21 protein-coding genes, 1 tRNA gene and 2 pseudogenes are annotated in these 22,653 nt (G+C 72.3%); 8 read left to right on the forward strand and 16 right to left on the reverse strand.

The annotated features are described in order from the left end of the window. Nucleotide 1: 1 nt before the first annotated feature. The 12 genes from nuoL to ACFYMP_RS13445 form a co-directional block, all read right to left on the reverse strand. A complete protein-coding gene (nuoL, locus tag ACFYMP_RS13390; RefSeq protein ID WP_388855413.1) occupies nt 2–1,897 on the reverse strand; it encodes an NADH-quinone oxidoreductase subunit L in 1,896 nt (631 codons plus the stop codon). Between the two features lie 14 nt (nt 1,898–1,911). Continuing rightward, nucleotides 1,912–2,211 carry an NADH-quinone oxidoreductase subunit NuoK gene (nuoK, locus tag ACFYMP_RS13395; protein WP_388855416.1) on the reverse strand — a complete coding sequence of 100 codons (300 nt, stop codon included), beginning with the start codon at nt 2,209–2,211 and terminating at the stop codon, nt 1,912–1,914. Then, nucleotides 2,208–3,095, reverse strand: coding sequence for an NADH-quinone oxidoreductase subunit J (locus ACFYMP_RS13400; protein WP_388855419.1), 888 nt, complete (start codon nt 3,093–3,095; stop codon nt 2,208–2,210). The genes nuoK and ACFYMP_RS13400 overlap by 4 nt, the downstream gene beginning before the upstream one ends. Beyond that, the gene (gene nuoI, locus ACFYMP_RS13405) at nt 3,092–3,784 is read right to left on the reverse strand and encodes an NADH-quinone oxidoreductase subunit NuoI (protein WP_388855422.1); all 693 of its coding nucleotides are present in this window, start codon (nt 3,782–3,784) and stop codon (nt 3,092–3,094) included. The genes ACFYMP_RS13400 and nuoI overlap by 4 nt, the downstream gene beginning before the upstream one ends. After that, nucleotides 3,777–5,177 carry an NADH-quinone oxidoreductase subunit NuoH gene (gene nuoH, locus ACFYMP_RS13410; protein ID WP_388855425.1) on the reverse strand — a complete coding sequence of 467 codons (1,401 nt, stop codon included), beginning with the start codon at nt 5,175–5,177 and terminating at the stop codon, nt 3,777–3,779. The genes nuoI and nuoH overlap by 8 nt, the downstream gene beginning before the upstream one ends. A gap of 106 nt (nt 5,178–5,283) precedes the next feature. Then, a complete protein-coding gene (locus ACFYMP_RS13415; RefSeq protein WP_388855428.1) occupies nt 5,284–7,833 on the reverse strand; it encodes an NADH-quinone oxidoreductase subunit G in 2,550 nt (849 codons plus the stop codon). Beyond that, entirely contained in the window at nt 7,830–9,209 is a 1,380-nt protein-coding gene (nuoF, locus tag ACFYMP_RS13420; RefSeq protein ID WP_388855431.1) for an NADH-quinone oxidoreductase subunit NuoF, read from the reverse strand. The genes ACFYMP_RS13415 and nuoF overlap by 4 nt, the downstream gene beginning before the upstream one ends. Next, complete coding sequence (nuoE, locus tag ACFYMP_RS13425; RefSeq protein ID WP_388856022.1) at nt 9,209–10,045, reverse strand: NADH-quinone oxidoreductase subunit NuoE; 837 nt, start codon at nt 10,043–10,045, stop codon at nt 9,209–9,211. Before nuoE ends, nuoF begins: the two co-directional genes overlap by 1 nt. Before the next feature lie 17 nt (nt 10,046–10,062). Beyond that, complete coding sequence (locus ACFYMP_RS13430) at nt 10,063–11,388, reverse strand: NADH-quinone oxidoreductase subunit D (RefSeq protein WP_388855435.1); 1,326 nt, start codon at nt 11,386–11,388, stop codon at nt 10,063–10,065. Beyond that, nucleotides 11,385–12,125 (reverse strand): NADH-quinone oxidoreductase subunit C, encoded by a 741-nt coding sequence (locus ACFYMP_RS13435; protein ID WP_388856025.1) that lies wholly within the window; start codon nt 12,123–12,125, stop codon nt 11,385–11,387. Before ACFYMP_RS13435 ends, ACFYMP_RS13430 begins: the two co-directional genes overlap by 4 nt. Before the next feature lie 77 nt (nt 12,126–12,202). Then, nucleotides 12,203–12,757 carry a NuoB/complex I 20 kDa subunit family protein gene (locus tag ACFYMP_RS13440; RefSeq protein ID WP_388855438.1) on the reverse strand — a complete coding sequence of 185 codons (555 nt, stop codon included), beginning with the start codon at nt 12,755–12,757 and terminating at the stop codon, nt 12,203–12,205. A 35-nt stretch (nt 12,758–12,792) separates the two neighbouring features. Beyond that, complete coding sequence (locus ACFYMP_RS13445) at nt 12,793–13,152, reverse strand: NADH-quinone oxidoreductase subunit A (protein ID WP_007383963.1); 360 nt, start codon at nt 13,150–13,152, stop codon at nt 12,793–12,795. A 929-nt stretch (nt 13,153–14,081) separates the two neighbouring features. On the opposite strand from ACFYMP_RS13445, the gene ACFYMP_RS13450 reads away from it, so the two are divergent. Together ACFYMP_RS13450 and ACFYMP_RS13455 are read left to right on the forward strand one after the other, a co-directional pair. Further along, complete coding sequence (locus ACFYMP_RS13450) at nt 14,082–14,954, forward strand: C40 family peptidase (protein WP_388855441.1); 873 nt, start codon at nt 14,082–14,084, stop codon at nt 14,952–14,954. A gap of 227 nt (nt 14,955–15,181) precedes the next feature. After that, nucleotides 15,182–15,754: an isochorismatase family protein gene (locus tag ACFYMP_RS13455; protein ID WP_388855444.1), complete on the forward strand. Its 573-nt coding sequence runs from the start codon at nt 15,182–15,184 to the stop codon at nt 15,752–15,754. Between the two features lie 508 nt (nt 15,755–16,262). Here the strand turns inward: ACFYMP_RS13455 and ACFYMP_RS13460 are convergent. Together ACFYMP_RS13460 and ACFYMP_RS13465 are read right to left on the reverse strand one after the other, a co-directional pair. Beyond that, nucleotides 16,263–16,868 carry a GNAT family N-acetyltransferase gene (locus ACFYMP_RS13460; RefSeq protein WP_388855447.1) on the reverse strand — a complete coding sequence of 202 codons (606 nt, stop codon included), beginning with the start codon at nt 16,866–16,868 and terminating at the stop codon, nt 16,263–16,265. 150 nt (nt 16,869–17,018) lie between these two features. Continuing rightward, a complete protein-coding gene (locus ACFYMP_RS13465) occupies nt 17,019–17,966 on the reverse strand; it encodes an NmrA family NAD(P)-binding protein (RefSeq protein WP_388855450.1) in 948 nt (315 codons plus the stop codon). A 131-nt stretch (nt 17,967–18,097) separates the two neighbouring features. Between ACFYMP_RS13465 and ACFYMP_RS13470 the strand changes: the two are divergent. The 3 genes and pseudogenes from ACFYMP_RS13470 to ACFYMP_RS13480 all read left to right on the forward strand — a co-directional run. Then, a pseudogene (locus ACFYMP_RS13470) lies at nt 18,098–18,217 on the forward strand (TetR/AcrR family transcriptional regulator); the annotation flags it as partial. Between the two features lie 333 nt (nt 18,218–18,550). Beyond that, nucleotides 18,551–18,757, forward strand: a pseudogene (locus ACFYMP_RS13475) (TetR/AcrR family transcriptional regulator); the annotation flags it as partial. A 227-nt stretch (nt 18,758–18,984) separates the two neighbouring features. Further along, the gene (locus ACFYMP_RS13480; protein WP_388855453.1) at nt 18,985–19,464 is read left to right on the forward strand and encodes a hypothetical protein; all 480 of its coding nucleotides are present in this window, start codon (nt 18,985–18,987) and stop codon (nt 19,462–19,464) included. 155 nt (nt 19,465–19,619) lie between these two features. Here ACFYMP_RS13480 and ACFYMP_RS13485 read toward each other — a convergent pair whose 3' ends face one another. Continuing rightward, nucleotides 19,620–20,492 carry a LysR family transcriptional regulator gene (locus ACFYMP_RS13485; protein WP_388855456.1) on the reverse strand — a complete coding sequence of 291 codons (873 nt, stop codon included), beginning with the start codon at nt 20,490–20,492 and terminating at the stop codon, nt 19,620–19,622. Nucleotides 20,493–20,587: 95 nt separating this feature from the next. Between ACFYMP_RS13485 and ACFYMP_RS13490 the strand changes: the two genes are divergently transcribed. The 3 genes from ACFYMP_RS13490 (at nt 20,588) to ACFYMP_RS13500 (ending at nt 22,262) form a co-directional block, all read left to right on the forward strand. Continuing rightward, the gene (locus ACFYMP_RS13490; RefSeq protein WP_388855458.1) at nt 20,588–21,322 is read left to right on the forward strand and encodes an SDR family oxidoreductase; all 735 of its coding nucleotides are present in this window, start codon (nt 20,588–20,590) and stop codon (nt 21,320–21,322) included. 61 nt (nt 21,323–21,383) lie between these two features. After that, on the forward strand, nt 21,384–22,052 hold the full coding sequence (locus ACFYMP_RS13495) for a formylglycine-generating enzyme family protein (RefSeq protein WP_388855461.1): 669 nt from the start codon (nt 21,384–21,386) through the stop codon (nt 22,050–22,052). Between the two features lie 135 nt (nt 22,053–22,187). Then, nucleotides 22,188–22,262: transfer RNA gene (locus tag ACFYMP_RS13500), tRNA-Pro, on the forward strand. A 6-nt stretch (nt 22,263–22,268) separates the two neighbouring features. Here ACFYMP_RS13500 and ACFYMP_RS13505 read toward each other — a convergent pair. After that, entirely contained in the window at nt 22,269–22,640 is a 372-nt protein-coding gene (locus ACFYMP_RS13505) for a hypothetical protein (protein WP_388855464.1), read from the reverse strand. Between the last annotated feature and the right edge of the window lie 13 nt (nt 22,641–22,653).

Raw genomic sequence — 22,653 nt, forward strand, 5'->3', positions numbered from 1 at the left:
GTCACACCGCCCTCATGAGTAGGGTCGCGGCGATCAGCACCGCCGTACCTCCGAACATCGAGACCGCGTAGCTGCGGACCATGCCGTTCTGCGCCTTGCGCAGCCGGCCGGACAGGCCGCCGACCGAGGCGGCGGTGCCGTTGACGACCCCGTCGACCAGGGAGTGGTCGACGTAGACGAGGGAGCGGGTGAGGTGCTCCCCGCCCCGGACCAGGACGACGTGGTTGAAGTCGTCCTGGAGCAGGTCCCGGCGGGCCGCCCGGGTCAGCAGGGAGCCGCGCGGGGCCACGGCCGGGACCGGGCGCCTGCCGTACTGGAGGTAGGCGAGCCCGGCGCCGAGGACGAGGACGACCATCGTGGAGAGGGTCACCGTCAGGGCGCTGACCGGGGAGTGGCCGTGGCTGTGCCCGGTGACGGGCTCCAGCCAGTGCAGGAAGCGGTCCCCGATCGCGAAGACGCCGCCCGCGAAGACCGAGCCGAAGGCGAGCACGATCATCGGGATCGTCATGGACTTCGGGGACTCGTGCGGATGCGGCTCGTGCCCCTCGGCGTCGGGCTGCCAGCGCTTCTCCCCGAAGAAGGTCATGAGCATCACGCGGGTCATGTAGTACGCGGTGAGGGCCGCGCCCAGCAGGGCCGCGCCGCCGAGGAGCCAGCCCTCGGTGCCGCCCTTCGCGAAGGCCGCCTCGATGATCTTGTCCTTGGAGAAGAAGCCGGACAGTCCCGGGAAGCCGATGATCGCGAGGTAGCCGAGGCCGAAGGTGACGAAGGTGACGGGCATCTTCCGCCACAGCCCGCCGTAGTGGCGCATGTCGACCTCGTCGTTCATGCCGTGCATGACGGAGCCGGCGCCGAGGAACAGCCCGGCCTTGAAGAAGCCGTGCGTCACGAGGTGCATGATCGCGAAGACGTAGCCGATCGGGCCGAGCCCGGCCGCGAGGACCATGTAGCCGATCTGCGACATCGTGGAGCCCGCGAGCGCCTTCTTGATGTCGTCCTTCGCGCAACCGACGATCGCACCGAACAGCAGCGTGACCGCGCCGACGATGGTGACGACGAGCTGCGCGTCGGGCGCCGCGTTGAAGATCGCCCCCGAGCGGACGATGAGGTAGACCCCGGCGGTGACCATGGTCGCCGCGTGGATGAGGGCGGAGACCGGGGTCGGGCCCTCCATCGCGTCGCCCAGCCAGGACTGGAGCGGGACCTGCGCGGACTTCCCGCACGCGGCCAGCAGCAGCATGAGGCCGATCGCGGTGAGTCTGCCCTCCCCGGTGTCCCCGACCGCCCCGAGGACCGGCCCGAAGGCGAAGGTCCCGAAGGTCGTGAACATCAGCATGATGGCGATGGACAGGCCCACGTCACCGACGCGGTTGACGAGGAAGGCCTTCTTCGCGGCGGTGGCCGCGCTCGGCTTGTGCTGCCAGAAGCCGATCAGCAGGTACGAGGCGAGGCCCACGCCCTCCCAGCCCACGTACAGCAGCAGGTAGTTGTCGGCGAGGACCAGCAGGAGCATCGCCGCGAGGAACAGGTTGAGGTAGCCGAAGAAGCGCCGACGGCGTCCGTCGTGCTCCATGTAGCCGATCGAGTAGACGTGGATGAGCGTGCCCACGCCGGTGATCAGCAGGACGAAGGTCATCGACAGCTGGTCGAGCTGGAAGGCGATGTCGGCCTGGAAGCCCTCCACCGGAATCCAGCTGAACAGGTGCTGGTGGACGCCGCGTTCCTCGGCCCCCCTGCCGAGCATGCCGGCGAAGAGCACCACGCCGGTCACGAAGGAGACGAGCGCGAGGAGCGTGCCGATCCAGTGCCCGGAGCGGTCCAGCCGGCGGCCGCCGCACAGCAGTACGGCCGCTCCGAGCAGGGGCGCCGCCACCAGCAGCGCGATCATGTTTTCCACTGTTCAACGACCCCTTACAGCTTCATCAGGTCGGCGTCGTCGACCGAGGCGGAGTGGCGGGCGCGGAAGAGCGACACGATGATCGCGAGACCGACCACGACCTCGGCGGCGGCGACGACCATCGTGAAGAAGGCGATGACCTGCCCGTCGAGGTTGCCGTGCATCCGGGAGAACACGACGAACGCCAGGTTGCAGGCGTTCAGCATGAGTTCGACGCACATGAAGACGACGATCGCGTTGCGGCGGATCAGGACCCCGGTGGCCCCGATGGTGAACAGGATCGCCGCGAGATACAGGTAGTAGACCGGGTTCACTGCGTCCTCTCCTCCTCGCGGTCACGGCCGGGACGCGCCTCGAAGTCGCGGCCGAGGCGTTCCTCACGGTCAGGGCCGAGGCGTTCCTCACGGTCGCGGCCGAGGCGTTCCTCCGAGCGCTGCTCCAGGGCGCGCAGGTGCTCCATGGCCTCGGTGGAGACGTCACGGATCTGGCCGCGCCGGCGCAGCGTCGGGTTGACGGTCAGCTCGGACGGGGTGCCGTCGGGCAGCAGACCCGCGATGTCCACCGCGTTGTGCCGCGCGTACACGCCGGGGGCCGGCAGCGGCGGCAGGTGGCGGCCCTCGCGCACCCGCTGCTCGGACAGCTCGCGCTGGGTCCTGGCCCGTTCGACGCGTTCGCGGTGGGTGAGGACCATCGCGCCGATCGTCGCCGTGATGAGCAGCGCCCCGGTGATCTCGAAGGCGAAGACGTACTTCGTGAAGATCAGGGAGGCGAGGCCCTCGACGTTGCCCGAGGCGTTGGCCCGGCCGGTGCCCTGGAACTCGCTGATCGAGGCGTTGCCGATGCCGCCGACGAGCAGCGCGCCGAAGCCGAGGAAGCACAGGGCGGCGAGCCAGCGCTGCCCCTTGATGGTCTCCTTCAGCGAGTCGGCGGCGGTGACGCCGACGAGCATCACGACGAACAGGAACAGCATCATGATCGCGCCGGTGTAGACCACGATCTGCACGATGCCCAGGAAGTAGGCGCCGTTGGCGAGGTAGAACACGGCGAGGACGATCATCGTCCCGGCCAGGCACAGGGCGCTGTGCACGGCCCGGCGCATCAGGACGGTGCACAGGGCGCCGATGACCGCGACGATCCCGAGGAGCCAGAACTGCACGGCCTCCCCGGTCGACGTCTGGTAGGCGGCGAGGCCGTTCATGTCGTCGCCCCCCGGTCCATCGGGCTCGCCTCGTGCGGGGCGCCGCTGGAGACGGCGGCCGCGGTGTGCTCCACGGTCACCGGTTCCTCGTCGGTCTTCTCGCCCTTGGAGACGGCGACCTGCCGGACGGTGCCGGGCGCGGCCCCGGTGACCGCGCCCCGGTAGTAGTCGCCCTCGTCCATGCCCGGGAAGATCGCGTGCGGGCTGTCCACCATGGACTCGGTGAGGCCCGCGAGCAGCTGGTCCTTGGTGTAGATGAGGTTCTCGCGGCTGCTGTCGGCGAGTTCGAACTCGTTGGTCATCGTGAGCGCCCTGGTCGGGCACGCCTCGATGCACAGGCCGCACAGGATGCAGCGCGCGTAGTTGATCTGGTAGACGCGGCCATAGCGCTCGCCCGGGGAGTAGCGCTCCTCCTCGGTGTTGTCCGCGCCCTCCACGTAGATCGCGTCGGCCGGACAGGCCCACGCGCACAGTTCGCAGCCGACGCACTTCTCCAGCCCGTCCGGGTGGCGGTTGAGCTGGTGGCGGCCGTGGAAGCGGGGGGCCGTGGTCTTCTTCTGTTCCGGGTACTGCTCGGTCAGGCGCTTCTTGAACATGGCCTTGAAGGTCACGCCGAAGCCCGCGACCGGGTTCTGGAACCCGCTCGGCGCCGCCGGTGTCCGGTCCTGGGACTCCTTGTCCTCAGCCATCGGACCCCTCCTTTCCGTCACGCTCGGTAGTCACAGGGTCGCCTCCAGTGTGCGGGGCGCCACTGACAATCAGCTCCCGGTCCTGGCGCGAGGGCCGCCTCGGCACCGGTGGCAGGGTCTGCCCCGGCAGGGGCGGCACCGGGTAGCCACCGGCCATCGGGTCGAACGCGGGCTCCGGCCGCGCCGGTGCGCCGTCCGCTCCGCCCTCTCCTCCGCCGTCCTGGTCGCCCTTGTCGCGGAAGATGTCGGCGACGAAGGACAGCAGGAGGATCACGACGATCGCGGCCACGACCCACAGCAGGATCTGGGCGAAGTCGTAGTTCTCGTTCCGCAGGACCCGGACGGTGGCGACGAGCATGAGCCACACCACGGACACCGGGATCAGGACCTTCCAGCCGAGCTTCATCAGCTGGTCGTAGCGCACGCGCGGCAGCGAGCCGCGCAGCCAGATGAAGAAGAACAGCAGCAACTGCACCTTGACGACGAACCACAGGAGCGGCCACCAGCCGTGGTTGGCGCCCTCCCAGAAGGTGGAGATCGGCCAGGGCGCCCGCCAGCCCCCGAGGAAGAGGGTCGCGGCGACCGAGGAGACCGTCACCATGTTCACGTACTCGGCGAGCATGAACATCGCGAACTTGATGGAGCTGTACTCGGTGTTGAAGCCGCCCACGAGGTCGCCCTCGGACTCCGGCATGTCGAAGGGGGCGCGGTTGGTCTCGCCGACCATCGTCACGATGTAGAGGAGGAAGGAGACCGGCAGCAGCACGATGTACCAGCGGTCGTTCTGCTGCTCGACGATCGCCGAGGTCGACATCGAGCCGGAGTACAGGAACACCGAGGCGAAGGCCGCGCCCATCGCGATCTCGTACGAGATCATCTGGGCGCACGAGCGCAGCCCGCCGAGCAGCGGGTACGTAGAGCCCGAGGACCAGCCGGCCAGCACGATGCCGTAGATCCCGATGGAGGCGGTCGCGAGGATGTAGAGCAGCGCGATCGGCAGGTCGGTGAGCTGCATCGCCGTACGGTGGCCGAAGATCGAGATCTCGTTGCCGGCCGGGCCGAAGGGGATGACCGCGATCGCCATGAACGCGGGGATCGCGGCGACCACCGGAGCGAGGACGTAGACGACCTTGTCGGCCTTCTTGACCACGAGGTCTTCCTTCAGCATCAGTTTGATGCCGTCGGCCAGCGACTGGAGCATCCCCCAGGGGCCGTTGCGGTTGGGCCCGATGCGCAACTGCATCCAGGCCACGACCTTGCGTTCCCACACGATGGCGAACAGCACGGTCACCATCAGGAAGGCGAAGCAGAAGACCGCTTTGAGGAGGACCAGCCACCAGGGGTCGGTGCCGAACATCGACAGGTCCTCCGCCGCGCGGAGCTGGGGGTTCACGCGCCCACCTCCGCGTCGGGGCGGACGGGTACCTGGCTCACGACTGCACCTCCGGTGTGCTCTCGGCTTCGCCGCCGGGGCGTGGGCCCCGCGGCGGGGGCGCTGCTCATGCCTCCACCCCCGCTTCCGTCTCCTGGGCGGCGACGGTGGTGGCAGCGGTCGCGGTGGCGGGCCCGATGCGGACGAGCCCGCCGGGCCGCGCCCCCGTGTCGGAGGCGACGCCGCCGCCCGTGGAGTTCAGCGGCAGCCACACGACGCGGTCGGGCATGGCGGCGGTGACCTGGAGCGGCAGCGCGGTGCTGCCGCCGGGGCCGCCGATCTCCAGGACCTCCCCGTCGCGTACGCCGGCCTCGGCGGCGGTCGCGGCGGACAGCCGGGCGACGGCGGCGTGCCGGGTCCCGGCCAGCGCCTCGTCCCCGTCCTGGAGCCGCCCCTGGTCCAGCAGCAGCCGGTGCCCGGCGAGTACGGCCTCCCCGGCGGCGGGCCGGGGCTCGGGCGCGGTGCGCGGCAGGGGGGTGGCGCGGGCCGTGTCCGTCTCCGTACGCCGTTCCCGGCCGCCGAGCGCGTCGAGTTCGCGGCGGGCGGCGCGCAGGTCGGGCAGTCCGAGGTGGGCGTCCATGGCGTCCGCGAGCATGTGCAGGACGCGCAGGTCGCCGGGCGGGAGCCTGCGGGTCATCTGGTCCGGCTTGAGCGCGGCCTCGAACATCCGCGCCCTGCCCTCCCAGTTGAGGAAGGTCCCGTCCTTCTCGGCGACCGCGGCGACCGGCAGGACGACGTCGGCGAGCGCGGTCACCTCGCTGGGCCGCTGCTCCAGGCTCACGACGAAGCCGGCCCGGCCGAGCGCCTGCCGGGCCCGTCCGGGTTCGGGCAGGTCGGCGAGTTCGACGCCCGCGACGAGCAGCGCGTCCAGTTCCCCCTCGGCGGCGGCGGCGAGGATCTGCCCCGTGTCGCGGCCGTGCTGCGGGGGCAGTCCGGCCAGTCCCCAGGCGGCGGCGACCTCGGAGCGGGCGCCCGGGTCGGTCGCGGGCCGGCCGCCGGGCAGCAGCGTGGGCAGCGCCCCGGCCTCGATCGCCCCGCGCTCCCCGGCCCGGCGCGGAATCCACACGAGCCGCGCGCCGGTCGCGGCGGCGGTGCGTACGGCGGCGCTCAGCGCGCCCGGCACCCCGGCGAGTCGTTCCCCGACGACGATCACGGAGCCCTCGGCGCGCAGCGCCTCAAGCGCCTCGCGGCCCAGCTCCTCCAGTCCGACGCCGCCCGCGAGCGCGTCCAGCCACTCGGGTTCGGTGCCGGGCGCGGCGGGCAGCAGGGTGCCGCCGGCCTTCGTCAGCCCCCGGGTGGCGTGCGTGGCGAGGGAGTAGGTGCGCTGCCCGTGCTTGCGCCACGCCTTGCGCAGCCGCAGGAAGACACCGGGCGCCTCCTCCTCGGCCTCGATCCCGGCGAGCAGGACGGTGGGCGCCTGCTCCAGCGTGGTGTACGTGACACCGGTGCCGTCGAGGTCGCGTCCGCGTCCGGCGACGTGCGCGGCGAGGAAGTCGGCCTCCTCACCGCTGTGCGTACGGGCCCGGAAGTCGATGTCGTTGGTGGCGAGGGCGACCCGCGCGAACTTGCTGTACGCGTAGGCGTCCTCGACGGTCAGCCGGCCCCCGGTGAGCACCCCGGCCCGGCCGCGCGCGGCGGCGAGTCCGGCGGCGGCGGCCTCCAGCGCCTCGGGCCAGGCGGCGAGCCGCAGTTCGCCGCTCTCCTTGTCGCGGACCAGCGGGTTGGTGAGGCGGTCGGCCTGCTGGGCGTAGCGGAAGCCGAAGCGCCCCTTGTCGCAGAGCCACTCCTCGTTGACCTCGGGGTCCTCGGCGGCCAGGCGCCGCATGACCTTTCCGCGCCGGTGGTCGGTGCGGGTCGCGCAGCCGCCCGCGCAGTGCTCGCACACGCTCGGCGAGGAGGTCAGGTCGAAGGGCCGGGACCGGAAGCGGTAGGCCGCCGAGGTGAGCGCGCCGACCGGGCAGATCTGGATGGTGTTCCCGGAGAAGTACGACTCGAAGGGGTCGCCCTCGCCGGTGCCGACCTGCTGGAGCGCGCCGCGTTCGATCAGCTCGATCATCGGGTCGCCGGCGATCTGGTTCGAGAAGCGGGTGCAGCGCGCGCACAGCACGCAGCGTTCGCGGTCCAGGAGCACCTGCGTGGAGATCGGTACCGGCTTCTCGTACGTGCGCTTCTTGCCCTCGAAGCGGGAGTCGGACTGCCCGTGGGACATCGCCTGGTTCTGCAAGGGGCACTCGCCGCCCTTGTCGCACACCGGGCAGTCCAGCGGGTGGTTGATGAGCAGCAGCTCCATCACGCCGTGCTGCGCCTTGGTGGCGACCGGCGAGGTGAGCTGGGTCTTGACGACCATCCCCTCGGTGCAGGTGATGGTGCACGAGGCCATCGGCTTGCGCTGGCCCTCCACCTCGACGATGCACTGGCGGCAGGCCCCGGCCGGGTCGAGCAGCGGGTGGTCGCAGAACCGGGGGATCTCGATGCCGAGGAGTTCGGCCGCGCGGATCACCAGGGTCCCCTTGGGTACGGAGATCCCGGCGCCGTCGATGGTCAGCGCGACCAAGTCCTCCTTGGGCGGCACGGCCGCCGCGCCGCCCCCGGTGGGGGCGCCGGTGGTCACGGTCATGCGGTCACCTCCACGTGCTTGTCCGCCCAGAGCGTGGACTTGGCGGGGTCGAAGGGGCAGCCCTTGCCGGTGATGTGCTCCTCGTACTCCTCGCGGAAGTACTTCAGGGAGGAGAAGATCGGTGAGGCGGCGCCGTCACCGAGGGCGCAGAAGGACTTGCCGTTGATGTTGTCGGCGATGTCGTTCAGCTTGTCGAGGTCGGAGAGCTGTCCCTTGCCGGCCTCGATGTCGCGCAGCAACTGGACGAGCCAGTACGTGCCCTCGCGGCAGGGGGTGCACTTACCGCAGGACTCGTGGGCGTAGAACTCGGTCCACCGGGTGACGGCGCGCACGACGCAGGTGGTCTCGTCGAAGCACTGGAGCGCCTTGGTGCCGAGCATCGACCCGGCGGCGCCGACCCCTTCGTAGTCGAGGGGCACGTCGAGGTGCTCCTCGGTGAACATGGGGGTCGAGGAGCCGCCGGGGGTCCAGAACTTGAGGCGGTGCCCGGCGCGCATCCCGCCGCTCATGTCGAGCAGCTGGCGCAGTGTGATGCCGAGCGGGGCCTCGTACTGGCCGGGGCTGGTGACGTGCCCGCTGAGCGAGTAGAGCGTGAAGCCCGGGGACTTCTCGCTGCCCATCGAGCGGAACCACTCCTTGCCGCGGTGCAGGATCGCGGGCACCGAGGCGATGGACTCGACGTTGTTGACCACGGTGGGGCAGGCGTAGAGACCGGCGACCGCGGGGAAGGGGGGCCGCAGCCGGGGCTGTCCGCGCCGCCCTTCGAGGGAGTCGAGCAGCGCGGTCTCCTCCCCGCAGATGTAGGCGCCGGCGCCCGCGTGCACGGTGAGTTCGAGGTCGGTGCCGCTGCCGAGGATGTTCTCGCCGAGGTAGCCGGCCGCGTACGCCTCGCGCACCGCCTCGTGCAGCCTGCGCAGGACGGGGACGACCTCGCCGCGCAGGTAGACGAAGGCGTGCGAGGAGCGGATCGCGTAGCAGGCGATGACGATGCCCTCGATGAGGGCGTGCGGGTTGGCGAACAGCAGCGGGATGTCCTTGCAGGTCCCCGGCTCCGACTCGTCGGCGTTGACGACGAGGTAGTGGGGTTTGCCGTCGCCCTGCGGGATGAACTGCCACTTCATCCCGGTCGGGAAGCCGGCGCCGCCGCGTCCGCGCAGTCCGGCGTCCTTGACGTAGGCGATGAGGTCGTCGGGCGCCATGGCGAGCGCCTTCTTCAGTCCCTCGTAGCCGTCGTGCCTGCGGTAGGTGTCGAGCGTCCAGGAGCCCGGCTGGTCCCAGAAGGAGGAGAGCACGGGCGTCAGGACGTCCTCGGGGCCCTTGCCTCCGTGTCCGTCCCCGTGACGGGCGGCGTCCGGGTTCTCGGCGGCCACGGTCATCACTCCCCCTCCTCGGCGGTGGGTCCCGCGGGGTTCGCGGGGTCGGACGCCGAGGTCTCCTGCGGCGCGTCGTGCGAGCTGGGGTGTCCGGCGGGCGGCTGGTCCGCGGGGGTGCCGGCCGGTTCGCGGTCCTCGGGGGCGTTCTCGCCGCGCGGGTGCACGACGTGCGGCTGGGAGTACTCGCCCTTCGCGAGGCGCAGCCCGACCAGGGAGGCCGCCCCGGCCCCGCCGCTCGCCTCGACGGCGCCGGGGCGCTGGTCGGGGAAGCCGGCGAGGATGCGGGCGGTCTCCTTGTACGTGCACAGGGGGGCGCCCCGGGTGGGCTCGACGGGGCGGCCCGCGCGCAGGTCGTCCACGAGGTGCTTGGCGGACTCGGGGGTCTGGTTGTCGAAGAACTCCCAGTTCACCATCACGACGGGCGCGAAGTCGCAGGCCGCGTTGCACTCGATGTGCTCCAGCGTGACCTTGCCGTCCTCGGTGGTCTCGCCGTTGCCGACGCCGAGGTGTTCGCGCAGTTCGTCGAAGATGGCGTCGCCGCCCATGACGGCGCACAGCGTGTTGGTGCACACGCCGACCTGATAGTCCCCGCTGGGGGCGCGCCGGTACATCGTGTAGAAGGTGGCGACCGCGTTGACCTCGGCGGTGGTCAGGCCGAGCAGTTCGGCGCAGAAGGCCATCCCGGTGCGGGTGACGTGGCCTTCCTCGGCCTGCACGAGGTGCAGCAGCGGGAGCAGCGCGGAGCGGGAGCCGGGGTAGCGGGCGATGACGGCGCGCGCGTCCTCCTCCAGCCGGGCGCGGACCTCGCTCGGGTAGTCGGGCGCGGGGAGTTGCGGCATCCCCAGACTGACGTCGGTCACCGGTCGACTCCTCCCATCACGGGGTCGATGGAGGCGACGGCCACGATGACGTCGGCGACCTGGCCGCCCTCGCACATCGCGGCCATGGCCTGAAGGTTGGTGAAGGACGGGTCCCTGAAGTGGACCCGGAAGGGGCGGGTGCCGCCGTCGGAGACGACGTGCGCGCCGAGTTCCCCCTTGGGCGACTCGATCGCCTCGTAGACCTGTCCGGGCGGTACCCGGAAGCCCTCGGTGACCAGCTTGAAGTGGTGGATCAGGGACTCCATCGAGGTGCCCATGATCTGCCGGATGTGGTCGAGGGAGTTGCCGGTGCCGTCGGGGCCCTGGGAGAGCTGGGCGGGCCAGGCGATCTTCTTGTCGGCGACCATGACGGGGCCGGGCTCGCGCAGCCGCTCGACGCACTGCTCGACGATGCGCAGCGACTCGCGCATCTCGGCCATGCGGATGAGGAAGCGCCCGTAGGAGTCGCAGCTCTCGTCGGTGGGGACCTCGAAGTCGAAGGTCTCGTACCCGCAGTACGGCTGGGACTTGCGCAGGTCGTGCGGCAGACCCGCCGAGCGGAGCACGGGACCGGTCGCGCCGAGCGCCATGCAGCCGGCCAGGTCGAGGTAGCCGACGTCGCGCATGCGGCCCTTGAACAGCGGGTTGCCGGTGGCGAGTTTGTCGTACTCGACGAGGTTGCGGCTCATGGTCTTCACGAACTCGCGCAGCGCGTCGAGCGTCCCGGGCGGCAGGTCCTGGGCGAGGCCGCCGGGGCGGATGAACGCGTGGTTCATGCGCAGCCCGGTGATCAGCTCGAACAGGTCCAGGCACAGCTCCCGGTCCCGGAACCCGTAGATCATGATGGTGGTCGAGCCCAGCTCCATCCCGCCGGTGGCGATGGCCACGAGGTGGGAGGAGATGCGGTTGACCTCCATCAGGAGGACCCGGATCAGGGTGGCGCGGTCGGGGATCTGGTCCTGGATGCCGAGCAGGCGCTCCACGCCGAGGCAGTAGGCGGCCTCGTTGAAGAACGGCGTGAGGTAGTCCATGCGGGTCACGAAGGTCGTGCCCTGCGTCCAGTTGCGGAATTCGAGGTTCTTCTCGATCCCGGTGTGCAGGTAGCCGATGCCGCAGCGGGCCTCGGTGACCGTCTCCCCGTCGATCTCCAGGATCAGGCGGAGCACCCCGTGCGTCGAGGGGTGCTGCGGGCCCATGTTGACGATGATCCGCTCGTCGTCGGCCTGGGCCGCGGCCTGCACGACCTCGTCCCAGTCGCCTCCGGTGACGGTGTAGACCCGGCCCTCGGTGGTGTCGCGGGCGGCCGATGCCTGAGTGCTCATGTGTACGACCTCCGCTGGTCGGGAGCCGGGATCTGGGCGCCCTTGTACTCGACGGGGATGCCGCCGAGCGGGTAGTCCTTGCGCTGCGGGAAGCCCTGCCAGTCGTCGGGCATCATGATCCGCGTGAGGGCGGGGTGGCCGTCGAAGACCAGGCCGAAGAAGTCGTAGGTCTCGCGCTCGTGCCAGTCGTTGGTCGGGTAGACGGAGACCAGCGAGGGCACGTGCGGATCGCTGTCGGGGGCGCTCACCTCCAGCCGGATGAGCCGGTTGTGGGTGATCGAGCGCAGGTGGTAGACGGCGTGCAGTTCGCGTCCCCGGTCGCCCGGGTAGTGCACCCCGCTGACGCCGGTGCACAGTTCGAAGCGCAGCGCCGGGTCGTCGCGCAGGGTCTGGGCGACGCGCCGCAGGTGTGCGCGGGCGATGTGGAAGCTCAGCTCGCCCCGGTCCACGACCGTCTTCTCGATCGCGTCCCCGGGCGTCACGCCCTGTTCCTCCAGGGCCCCTTCGAGTTCGTCGGCGACCTCGTCGAACCAGCCGCCGTAGGGGCGGGTGGAGGCGCCGGGCAGCCGGACGGTGCGCACGAGCCCGCCGTAGCCGCTCGTGTCGGCGCCGCCCGCGGCCCCGAACATGCCCTTGCGTACGGCGAGTACCTCGTCGGACTGGCCGCGTGGCGCCGGGAGTTGGCCCTCGGCGCCGGGGCTCTCGGGGCCCGCGCCCGCGACGGGTTCGCGGTCCACGTCGCCCGCGCCGGCGGGCCCCCGGCTCGTCCCGCCGTCGCCGCCCGGGGACGGAGTGTCGTTTCGGCGCTCGTCGCTCACCGCAGCAGCCCCTTCATCTCGATGAGGGGCAGCGCCTTGAGCGCGGCCTCCTCCGCCTCGTGGGCCGCTTCCCGCGCGTCGACTCCGAGCTTGCCGCCCTGGATCTTCTGGTGCAGCTTGAGGATCGAGTCGATCAGCATCTCCGGCCGGGGCGGGCAGCCGGGCAGGTAGATGTCGACGGGCACGACGTGGTCCACGCCCTGCACCACCGCGTAGTTGTTGAACATCCCGCCCGAGGAGGCGCACACCCCCATGGAGATGACCCACTTGGGGTTGGGCATCTGGTCGTAGACCTGACGCAGTACCGGCGCCATCTTCTGGCTGACCCGCCCGGCCACGATCATGAGGTCGGCCTGTCGCGGTGAACCGCGGAAGACCTCCATGCCGAAGCGGGCGAGGTCGTAGCGCCCGGCCCCGGTCGTCATCATCTCGATGGCGCAGCAGGCGAGGCCGAACGTCGCGGGGAACATGGACGACTTGCGCACCCAGCCCGCGGCCTGTTCGACGGTGGTCAGCAGAAAACCGCTCGGCAGTTTCTCTTCGAGTCCCATTGGTGGCCCCTAGACCCTTCTGTCCCTCGCGGGTTTCAGTCCCATTCCAGGCCGCCGCGCCGCCATACGTACGCGTACGCGACGAAGACGGTGAGCACGAAGAGCAGCATCTCCACGAGCCCGAAAACACCCAGGGCGTCAAAGGTCACGGCCCAGGGGTAGAGAAAGACGATCTCGATGTCGAAGACGATGAAGAGCATCGCCGTCAGGTAGTACTTGATGGGGAAGCGCCCGCCGCCGGCCGGCGTCGGAGTGGGTTCGATACCGCACTCGTAGGCTTCGAGCTTCGCCCGGTTGTACCGCTTTGGACCGATAAGCGTGGCCATGACCACGGAGAAGATCGCAAAGCCTGCCCCGAGGGCTCCCAGTACGAGGATGGGCGCATAAGCGTTCACCGCTCCTCGCTCCTCTCAGTCGGCACTGACTGCATACGCGGGTCCCCCCGGGCTTCCGCCCGGGGACGTCCGGCCCGTTTCCCGCCCCGCGAAGATCGCGCATATGTGAGGCAGTTCACAAGCCTGGCTGCCCCGCATCCTATGCCCGCCCTCCTGTGATCTGCGACACGGGGTACGGCCCTGAGTTTGTGATCTCCACCACCTGACGGTGGATCATGAAGTCGGATGAGCGGCATTGTTCGCACGAGCGGCAGCCACATGATCACCAGTGGTGATCAACTGGCCGGTTTCCGCAGGTCGCAGCCGACGTCCCATTACCAAGAAGATGTAGCCTCAAGCAAATTGGCGCTGGACTCGATCACTTGATATAGGGCCCGCCTCCGCCAACAGCGGGACAAAGCGGGACAAGAGTCGATAGCGCGTGGCGAACACGGAGATGCCGGCGGCGACCGGGGGCGGGAGAGCGGACCCACGCGTACGGGGCGCGCGGGAACCGCCGGACCCGTCAGGCGGGGGGCCACGTGCACGCGTTCACGAGCGGCACGTCATCGGCGGCGGGGGGCGCTCCTGCGGCGGCCGGCGCGACAGGGACCGGGCCCCGCCGGAAGGGTTCGGCCGGGCGCGCGGGCCCCGCGCGGGACGCGAGGGCGAAGGTGACCGTTCCGTGACCTCCGCCACTCCCGGCCGGTGCCCGTAAAAGCGAGGCTTGGCCAATCACTCCAACGAATGGTAAGCGCGGGGCAATTCGGGCGAATCACGGAAAGAGCATGATCACGGCCATGATCACCACACACCGGCCAGCGCCCCTTTTGCCCCAATGGCCGGTCAAGGGCGAATGAGACGGGGTCGTTTCGCGCCGTTTGCGGCCAACTGTGGCGCAGCCCACGTTTCTTGAAGCGGGGGTAGAGGCCCTGATACCGCTTGTCCACATGCCCCACACCGCTCACATACCCAGTCACCGGAAGCCCCGCCGGAGCGCCTCGAAGATGGCACTGCGGGCCGGCGTCGCCGGTGGCGTGTTCAGCACCCTCGCGGTGGCCGGTGCGGCTGGTTCGGCGAACGCCGCCGAGCCGGTGACCGAGACCATCGAGATGCCCACCCTCACGGCCGACCTGTCCTCGGTCGCGGCGGCCGTGGCCGACGCCACCCAGCAGACCGCGGCCACCTACGAGCTGCAGGCCGAGCAGGACGCGGCCGTCGCCAAGGCCGTGAAGCAGGCGAAGCACGACCAGGCGGACGCGAAGAAGAAGGCCGAGGCCAAGAAGAAGGCCGAGGAGGAGGCGGCGCGCAAGGCCGCCGCCGAGGAGAAGGCGCGCGCCTCCCGCTCGGCGCAGCGCACGACGCTGTCCGCCCCGGCCTCGTCCTCGTCGTCCTCCTCCTCTTCTTCCTCCGGCTCCTCCTCCGCCACCGCCACGAGCTCCTCGCAGACGGCCGCCGCCCCGGCGAGCGGCAGTGTGGGCAGCGTCATCAGCTTCCTCAAGTCGCACGTCGGCGACGCGTACGTCATGGGCGGTACGGGCCCCAACTCCTGGGACTGCTCGGGCCTCACCCAGGCCGCGTTCCGCACGGCGGGCGTGGACCTGCCGCGCACCTCGCAGGAGCAGTCGACGGCCGGCACCCCCGTGTCCCTGTCGTCCGTCCAGCCCGGCGACCTCCTGTACTGGGGCGGCGCGGGCTCCGCGTACCACGTCGGCGTCTACATCGGCGGCGGCCAGTACCTGGACGCGGCCAACCCCGGCAAGGGCGTCGTCATCCAGGACCTCTCGGGCTACCCGGCCTCGGGCGCGGTGCGGCTGCTCTGACCGGACGGCCGGGCCCCCGGCCGGACCCGGGCCGGCCCCCGCCGGCCACCGCACGCCGAAACCGAAGGCGCGCCTCTCCCCCTCCCCTCGCGACGCTGCGCGAACGGGTCGCCGGAAGGGCGCGCCTCCGGCATGTCCGCGGCCGTACGATCGGTGCGCCCGCGGGCCCGCGGGCCCGCCACCCCGGTGTCCGGCCACGACCGGCCCCCGCGACCGACGGAGACCCGATGACGACGCTCACCAGCCGCCCGAACACCGCTCTCCTCGTCGTGGACGTGCAGAACGGGGTGATGGCCCCCTCGCACGACCGCGACGCCGTGGTCGCCAACATCGCGGCCCTGGTCGGCGCGGCGCGGGCGGCCGGGGTCCTCGTCGTCTGGGTGCAGCACAACAGCGAGGAGCTGGTACGGGGCGAGGAGGCGTGGGAGTACGTCCCCGAGCTGGTGCGCGAGGAGCGCGAACCGCTGATCCAGAAGTCCTACGGCGACTCCTTCGAGGACACCGGGCTGGAGTCCGCCCTCGCGGCGGCCGGCGTCGGCCGCCTCCTCGTGTCGGGCGCGCAGACGGACGCCTGCGTCCGCTCGACCCTGCACGGCGCGCTGGTACGCGGCTACGACACGCTGCTGGTGAAGGACGCGCACACGACGGAGGACCTGTCGGCCTACGGGGCCCCGAAACCGGCCGAGGTCATCGCCCACACCAACCTGTACTGGGGCTTCCAGTCCGCCCCGGGCCGCGAGGCGGGAACCGTCACGACCCGGGAGGCGGAGGCGGAGTTCGCGGGAGCGGCTTCGGCCTGAGGGGCCGTGTGGGCGGTGGCGACGGACGGGTCCTCGTCCGGAGGGTGCTCGACGGGGGGTGCCCGACGGAGGTTGGTCGACGGACGGGTCTCGACGGACGGGTCTCGGCCGGACGGGGGCAGGACACGAGGCCGACGGCGCTGACGACGGTCTTGCCGACGGCGCGGGGGCTCCCGGCCTCACGGCTGGTCAGCCTCCTCGAACTGCCGCCCGCGATCGCCGGGTTCACCCGCGCGTGGGCGCAGACGGTCGTCGCCCGTCCGTACAGCCGGTCATCGAGATCGCGGACGCACCGCTCGTGCCGGTACGCGGCAAGGGGCCCCGGCGTCCGAGGCCGGGCCCCGCGCCGGGGCGGGGTGTCACGAGGGCCGCTCCCCCACCCGTGACTCCGGCCAGTGACGGGCGCGGCGGGCCAGGTCGGATCGGGCCGGGTCGGGCGCGGCCGGGCCGGGCCGGGCCGGGCGGGGGAAACGCTCGCGCACGGCCCCTCGTCCTGGCCGCGCGGTCGTCACGGCCTGGGCCGCGGCTCGCCCGGAGGCCGCCGGTGGCACCACGTGCGGAGGACCGCCTCGCGCCCCTTGGCCTCGCGTACGACCGGTTCGTCCTCGGTGAGCCGGAACCCGGCGGACCGCGCGACCGCCGCGCTCGCCACGTTGTCCGGCTCGATGCGCAGCAGCACCCGTCGCGTCGCGCGGTGGCGGTAGAGGTGCTCCCCCACGACCCGGACCGCCCGGGAGGCGAGTCCCCGGCGCCGGTGGCGGGACCCGATGCCGTAGGCGAGTTCGACGTCGCGACCGTCGGGACCGCCGGGACCGCCGGGACCGCCGGGACCGCCGGGGAAGAACAGGACCTCGCCCAGGGGCGCGCCCCCGTCGGTCGTCACGGCCAGGTGCACCGCGCGTTCCTCGGCGCGGCCCTTGCGTGCCGCCGCGAGGTAGGCGAGAGCGGCGCTCTCGTCGAACGGTGAGGGGACCGGGGTCCAGCGGTCGATCTCGGGGTCCTCGTACAACTCGGCCAGGGCCGGTATGTCGCCGTCGTCCCACTCCCTCAACACCAGCCCGTGCCCCTCCAGCCGGAGAGGGGCGGAGGAGAAGATGCCCGGTTCGCTGTCCATGCCACCGATTCTGCCCGGGGAGGGCCGCCACCCGCCGGGCTTTCGGTGACGTCCGGACCGCCGCCGTACGCGCGCACCTCCTCACCGGGAGAGCGGCGCGGCCGGGGAGCGAGCCTCACCCGGGCCAACGCCGCCTCATTGCGAGGGGGTTCACGCGGCGCCGGAGGCCACCTTCGGCATGTGCGCCCCGGCCCACTCGGCGAAACTCGTGAGCGGGACGCCGAGGGCGCGGGCGTACTCCGGGCGGGCCGGGTGGCGGACGACGTTCATCCACTCGTGCGAGGCGCCCATGGCCGGCATACCGGCGGCGAGGGCCTCCTCCTCGGTCATGTCGGGAGCGGCCAGCGCGGCCCCTGTCGCACGGGAGAGGACGTCGGCGATCGCGGTCATCGGCAGGCACTCGCTCGCGAGTTCCAGTTCCACCCCGTCGAAGCGGCGCGGGTCGGTGAAGGCCGCGGCGGCCGCCCGGCCGATGTCGTCGACCGCGACGAGGGACAGCACGGTGTGCGGGCGCAGGACCGACACGATGCCGCCCTCCAGTCCGCGCGGGAGCAGGAATTCCATGGAGGGGAGGAAGTTGTCCATGAAGAAGCCGGGCTTGACGAGGGTCCAGTGCGCGAAGCCCGCTTCCCTGACCCGGTCCTGGATACCGGCCTTCGCCGCGAAGTAGGGCTCCATGGCGGTCCAGCGCCCCTCCGCCCAGCCGGGGGCCCCGGTGTGCTGCCCCGCGCCGGACACCGAGGTGTGCACGAACTGCGGGACCCCGGCCGCCAGCGCCCCCTCGATCAGGTTGACGGCCTGGGCGACCTCCCCTTCGAAGGGGTTCCCGTCCATCTCGGGCATCTGCACCGAGAAGACCCCGCGCGCGCCGCGCGCCGCCCGGACCACCGAGTCGCGATCGCGCAGGTCGCCCTCGACCAGCTCCGCGCCGAGCGCCGCCACGGCCCGCGCCCGCGCGGACCGCGGGCGGCGCACCAGGGCCCGCACCGGGACCCCGGCGGCGAGCAGGGCCCGCGCCGTGGCACCTCCCTGCCGTCCCGTGGCACCGGTGACGAGGACGGGTGCGGGCGCGGGTGCGGGGCCGGAGGAAAGGGACATGGGTGCTCCTCGTGACGCGTTCAGCTAAACGGCGGGGCCCGCCGTTTAGCGTCGACTACGATACGGAGGACCCCGCCACTTAGCAAGGCACGGAACGACCGGCGGGCGGGCGAGGAATACGGAGGTCCGCCATGACGGCCCAGCGCGCGGACGCGCGCCGCAACTACGCGCGCATCCTGTCGGTAGCGCGGGACGAGGTCGCCGAGCACGGCGCGGACGCCTCCCTGGAGCAGATCGCGCGTACGGCGGGGGTGGGTTCGGCGACGGTCCGCCGGCACTTCCCGAACCGGCGCGCGCTGTTGCAGGCCGTCTTCCACGAGCGGATCGAGGCCCTGGCCGTCCTCGCGGACGAGGGGGCGCGCCGGGAGGACGTCCGGGCCGCGCTCCTGGAGTGGCTGGCCGCCCTCTGCTCGTACGCGGCTTCGGCGCGCGGGCTGGCCTCGGCCCTGACGCCGGACCCGGCGCCCGACGCGGCGTCCTACGCGGCACCCGTCCCGGCGTCCCTCCCGGAGCCCGACGCGGCACCCGTCCCGGCGTCCCTCCCGGAGCCCGACGCGGCACCCGTCGCCCCGGAGCACCTCAGCGCGTGCGCGGCGAGGCTCGCCGGGGCCGCCGGGCCTCTGCTGCGCCGGGCGGCGACGGAGGGGGTGACGGCGCGGGACGTGACAGTCCTCGACCTGCTCACTCTGGTCTCGGGCATCGCCCTGGCGACGGAGCGGCACCCGGACCCGGCCGCCGCGTCGAAGCGCCTGCTGGACCTGGCCGTACGGGGCATCAGTCCGGAAGACTGAGGAGGACGGGCGGGAAGGGGGCGGGAGGAGCTGGCTGGGGGGAGGAAGAGGGCGCGCCGGGCGCGCCCTCGGGGCCGACGCCGAACCCCCGGCGCGCCACCGGTCTCCGTCCGCACCGCAGCACATCACCGCCTCCGCCCCCCCTCCGGCCGGTCCCCGCGCGAGCACGCCGCCGCCCCTCGCGAGCGGGGGAACGAACCGGCCGTCCGCGCCAGAGAGCAGGCTCCGTGTCCGCGTCACCCGCCCCGCCCGCCCCCTCCGGCCCGGCGGCTCTCGTCCGTGCGACAGCCGCCGGTATCAGGTTCCGCCTGCGGAAGGCCGGGGAACTGCCACCGGCCGCCCTGACCTCCGCGATCGGCCTCGTGGACGACGACGAGGCGGAGACGGCCCTGGACCACCTCGTCCACGCGCTCGCGTTCTTCCGCGTCCCCGTCAGCCGTCAGGAGTACGCGGACCTCGCCTCCGCCGCCGTCCACTGGGACGCGGAGGACGTACTCACCGAGGCCGGACTGGAGCGCTTGGCGGAGGAGCGCCAGGCGGAGGAGCGCCAGGCGGAGGAGCGCCAGGCGGAGGAGCGCCAGGCGGAGGAGCGCCAGGCGGAGGAGCGCCAGGCGATGGAGCGCCAGGCGGAGGAGCGCCAGGCGATGGAGCGCCAGGCGGAGGAGCGCCAGGCGATGGAGCGCCAGGCGGAGGACGACGGGAACTGAGCGACCGGGGGCGGGGGCGCGGGGCGCGGGGTGTGGGCCCGCCTCTCCACCAGGCGCCTCACCCCGTTGATCCGTCCCATCGGAGGGCCGAGGCAGGGCGCGCCGGAGCCCCGAGGCAGGACCGTCAACCGCCTGCCCCCCGGCCGCCCGCCCGATCACCCCCGCCCGTCTCCGGGGCCGACCCGCTGGAGACCCGTCGCGGTCCGGACGAGGTCCGCGACGGCCCGGGACCGGCTGTGCGCCGGCCAGGCGATCACGGTGGTGACGGCGGGCGCGTCCACCACGGGGACGGCGACGACGCCGCTGTGCAGTTGCGTCCGGCTGGACTCCGGGGCGATCACGCAGGTGCGGCCGAGCGCGACGAGCTGGAACAACTGCGCGTGGTCGCGCACCTCCGGGCCGGGGCCGGGCGGGTAGCCGCCGTCGGGGTGCGGCCAGCGCGGCAGCGGCAGGTCAGGCAGCGCGGCGACCTCGGCCGTCCGCACGTGGTCCCGGACGGTGAGCGGGTGCCCGGCCGGCAGGACCACGACCTGCCCCTCCGTGCTCAGTTCCTCGGTGTCGAACCCCTCCGTGGAGTCGAACGGCCGGTGCAGCAGCGCGACATCGGCCCGGCCCTCGCGCAGGAGCCGTTCCTGCCGGCCCGGACCGCACAGGGTGACGTCGACGGGGGCGGCGCCGGGTCCGGCGGCGTAGGCGTCGAGCAGCTTCGCCAGCAGTTCGCTGGACGCGCCCGCCTTCGCTGCCAGGACCAGGCCGGGACGGCCGGTCGCGGCGGCGCGGCGGGTACGACGCTCGGCGGCGTCGACCGCGTCCAGGGCCGCCCGGCCCTCGGCCAGCAGCACCGCACCGGCCTCGGTCAGCGCGACGGTACGGCTGGTGCGGTCCAGCAGCACGGCCCCGAGGTGCCGTTCGAGCCGCTGGATTGCCCGCGACAGCGGCGGCTGCGCGATCCCGAGCCGCCGCGCGGCGCGCCCGAAGTGCAGTTCCTCGGCGACGGCGACGAAGTAACGCAGTTCCCGGGTCTCCATCCACCCACGGTACCCCGCACCGATACCCGGCGAGTATCGGTCCTGGACCCATCGGTGTTGGACTCCCGCCGCGCCCGGAGGACAGCATGGCGACCATGAGTGAACAACACACCACCGCGCTGGTCACCGGCGCGAACAAGGGCATCGGCTACGAGATCGCGCTGGGCCTGGGCGCGCTCGGCTGGAGCGTCGGCGTCGGGGCACGTCACGACGGGCGGCGCGAGGAGGCGGTGGAGCGGCTGCGCGCGGCCGGGGTCGACGCGTTCGGCGTACCGCTCGACGTGACCGACGACGCGAGCACGACCGCCGCCGCCCGCCTGATCGAGGAACGGGCCGGGCGCCTGGACGTCCTCGTCAACAACGCGGGGATCACCGGCGGGATGCCGCAGGAGCCCACCCGGGTCGATCCCGACATCATCCGGACGGTCGTGGAGACCAACGTGCTCGGCGTCATCCGCGTGACCAACGCGCTGCTGCCGCTGCTGCGCCGCTCCGCCTCGCCGCGCATCGTGAACATGTCCAGCAGCGTCGGCTCCCTCACCCGCCAGTCGGGGACGGACGGCGAGCTGACGACGGGTCCGGTGGCGGCGGCCTACTCGCCCTCGAAGACCTTCCTCAACGCCGTCACCGTCCAGTACACCCGGGAGCTGGCCGGTACGAACATCCTGATCAACCTCGCGTGCCCCGGCTACGTCGCGACCGACCTCAACGGCTTCCAAGGCGTACGCACCCCCGAACAGGGCGCGGCCATCGCCGTGAAACTCGCGACGCTCCCCGACGACGGCCCCACCGGCAAGTTCTTCGAGGACGCGGGCGAGGTGCCCTGGTGAGGTGAGGGGCGGCGGTCGGGGCCCCCGTCACCGGACCGGCCCCGGATACGATGCGCCGACCATGGCCCTCAGCGCGAAGCACCACCGCATGACCGACGTCCCGGCAGGCCCGGTAACCCTGTCCGACCGCCGTACACAACGCGGTTGGACGGTGGACCTCGCCCCCTTCCGGCTGGCGGCGTTCCCCGTCACCGAGGAGCTGTACGCGGAGGTCACCGGCGGGCGAACGACCGGTCCGGCCCCGCGGGGAGGGCTGCCCGTCACCGGGGTCTCCTGGCTGGAGGCGATCCGCTTCTGCAACGCCTTTTCGGTGCGGGCGGGTGCCACACCCGTCTACACGCTGGACGGCGAGGACGTCACGTACGACCGGTCGGCGGACGGCTACCGTCTGCCGACCGAGGCGGAGTGGGAGCACGCCTGCCGCGCCGGTACGACGGGCCCGCACTACGGGACGCTCGACGCGATCGCCTGGTACCGCGACAACTCCGGCGAGCGCGTCCACCCGGTGGGCGGCAAGCAGCCCAACGCGTGGGGCCTGTACGACATGCTCGGCAACGCCTGGGACTGGTGCTGGGACCTCTACGACCCCCAGGTGTACGGCAGTTACCGCGTCCTGCGCGGCGGCGGCTGGTTCGACGAGCACTGGAGCCTGCGCGCCTCCGCGCGACGCCGCAGCCACCCGTCCTTCCAGGTGGACGACGTGGGGTTCCGGGTGGCGCGGTCGGCGTAGGCGAAGCGGGCGCCCCGCCCGGTGCCTCGGGCCGCCGGGGCCGGCCGCTTCACCGCTTTCTCCGCGAAGCGGCTCCGGTCACGTCGTGAACCCCGCGCATCCGCCCCGGCCGGCCAGTACGATCACCAGCCAAGGGCGGGGTCGTAGCACAGAGGTAGTGCGCCGCGACGGCATCTCGGAGGACGCCGGTTCGAATCCGGCCGCCCCGCCTCCTTCTCAACCGCCCGCCCCGGGCGTTCTCTTGACGTCGAGTCCGTCGGCGTGGGCCGTGATCCTGAACGTGCTGCCGTTCGCCGGACCGAGCCGCGCGGTCAGACGGACGCGCCGCTCGGTGGGTGCGACGGCGATGTCCACCCACGACTCCCCGAGACGCGCCGTTCGCTGCGTCCGGTAGCGGAAATACACCGTGACGCGGTGCTCGCCCGGGGCCCCCGAGCCCAAGGACAGCGGAATCTCCCAGGTCCCCCAGCGGCCCTCGTAGGCGAGGCCGTCCACCTCGACCACGGGTCGGGTAAGGAGATGGTGGAAGGGAGCGGCGAACGCCGACGGCTTGACGGTCATGACGGCAACTACCGATTCCACGCCCATGGGTTGACCATAG

The sequence above is a fragment of the Streptomyces sp. NPDC007088 genome, assembly GCF_042869355.1.
Taxonomy (GTDB): Bacteria; Actinomycetota; Actinomycetes; order Streptomycetales; family Streptomycetaceae; genus Streptomyces.

Excerpts from the sequence above, each read along its gene's own strand:
- ACFYMP_RS13400 (WP_388855419.1), bottom strand. The coding sequence starts at position 3,095 with ATGAACGGCCTCGCCGCCTACCAGACGTCGACCGGGGAGGCCGTGCAG.
- nuoI (WP_388855422.1), bottom strand. The coding sequence starts at position 3,784 with ATGGCTGAGGACAAGGAGTCCCAGGACCGGACACCGGCGGCGCCGAGC.
- ACFYMP_RS13415 (WP_388855428.1), bottom strand. The coding sequence starts at position 7,833 with ATGACCGTGACCACCGGCGCCCCCACCGGGGGCGGCGCGGCGGCCGTG.
- nuoF (WP_388855431.1), bottom strand. The coding sequence starts at position 9,209 with ATGACCGTGGCCGCCGAGAACCCGGACGCCGCCCGTCACGGGGACGGA.
- nuoE (WP_388856022.1), bottom strand. The coding sequence starts at position 10,045 with ATGCCGCAACTCCCCGCGCCCGACTACCCGAGCGAGGTCCGCGCCCGG.
- ACFYMP_RS13430 (WP_388855435.1), bottom strand. The coding sequence starts at position 11,388 with ATGAGCACTCAGGCATCGGCCGCCCGCGACACCACCGAGGGCCGGGTC.
- ACFYMP_RS13440 (WP_388855438.1), bottom strand. The coding sequence starts at position 12,757 with ATGGGACTCGAAGAGAAACTGCCGAGCGGTTTTCTGCTGACCACCGTC.
- ACFYMP_RS13450 (WP_388855441.1), top strand. The coding sequence starts at position 14,082 with ATGCCCCACACCGCTCACATACCCAGTCACCGGAAGCCCCGCCGGAGC.
- ACFYMP_RS13455 (WP_388855444.1), top strand. The coding sequence starts at position 15,182 with ATGACGACGCTCACCAGCCGCCCGAACACCGCTCTCCTCGTCGTGGAC.
- ACFYMP_RS13460 (WP_388855447.1), bottom strand. The coding sequence starts at position 16,868 with ATGGACAGCGAACCGGGCATCTTCTCCTCCGCCCCTCTCCGGCTGGAG.
- ACFYMP_RS13465 (WP_388855450.1), bottom strand. The coding sequence starts at position 17,966 with ATGTCCCTTTCCTCCGGCCCCGCACCCGCGCCCGCACCCGTCCTCGTC.
- ACFYMP_RS13485 (WP_388855456.1), bottom strand. The coding sequence starts at position 20,492 with ATGGAGACCCGGGAACTGCGTTACTTCGTCGCCGTCGCCGAGGAACTG.
- ACFYMP_RS13490 (WP_388855458.1), top strand. The coding sequence starts at position 20,588 with ATGAGTGAACAACACACCACCGCGCTGGTCACCGGCGCGAACAAGGGC.
- ACFYMP_RS13495 (WP_388855461.1), top strand. The coding sequence starts at position 21,384 with ATGGCCCTCAGCGCGAAGCACCACCGCATGACCGACGTCCCGGCAGGC.
- ACFYMP_RS13505 (WP_388855464.1), bottom strand. The coding sequence starts at position 22,640 with ATGGGCGTGGAATCGGTAGTTGCCGTCATGACCGTCAAGCCGTCGGCG.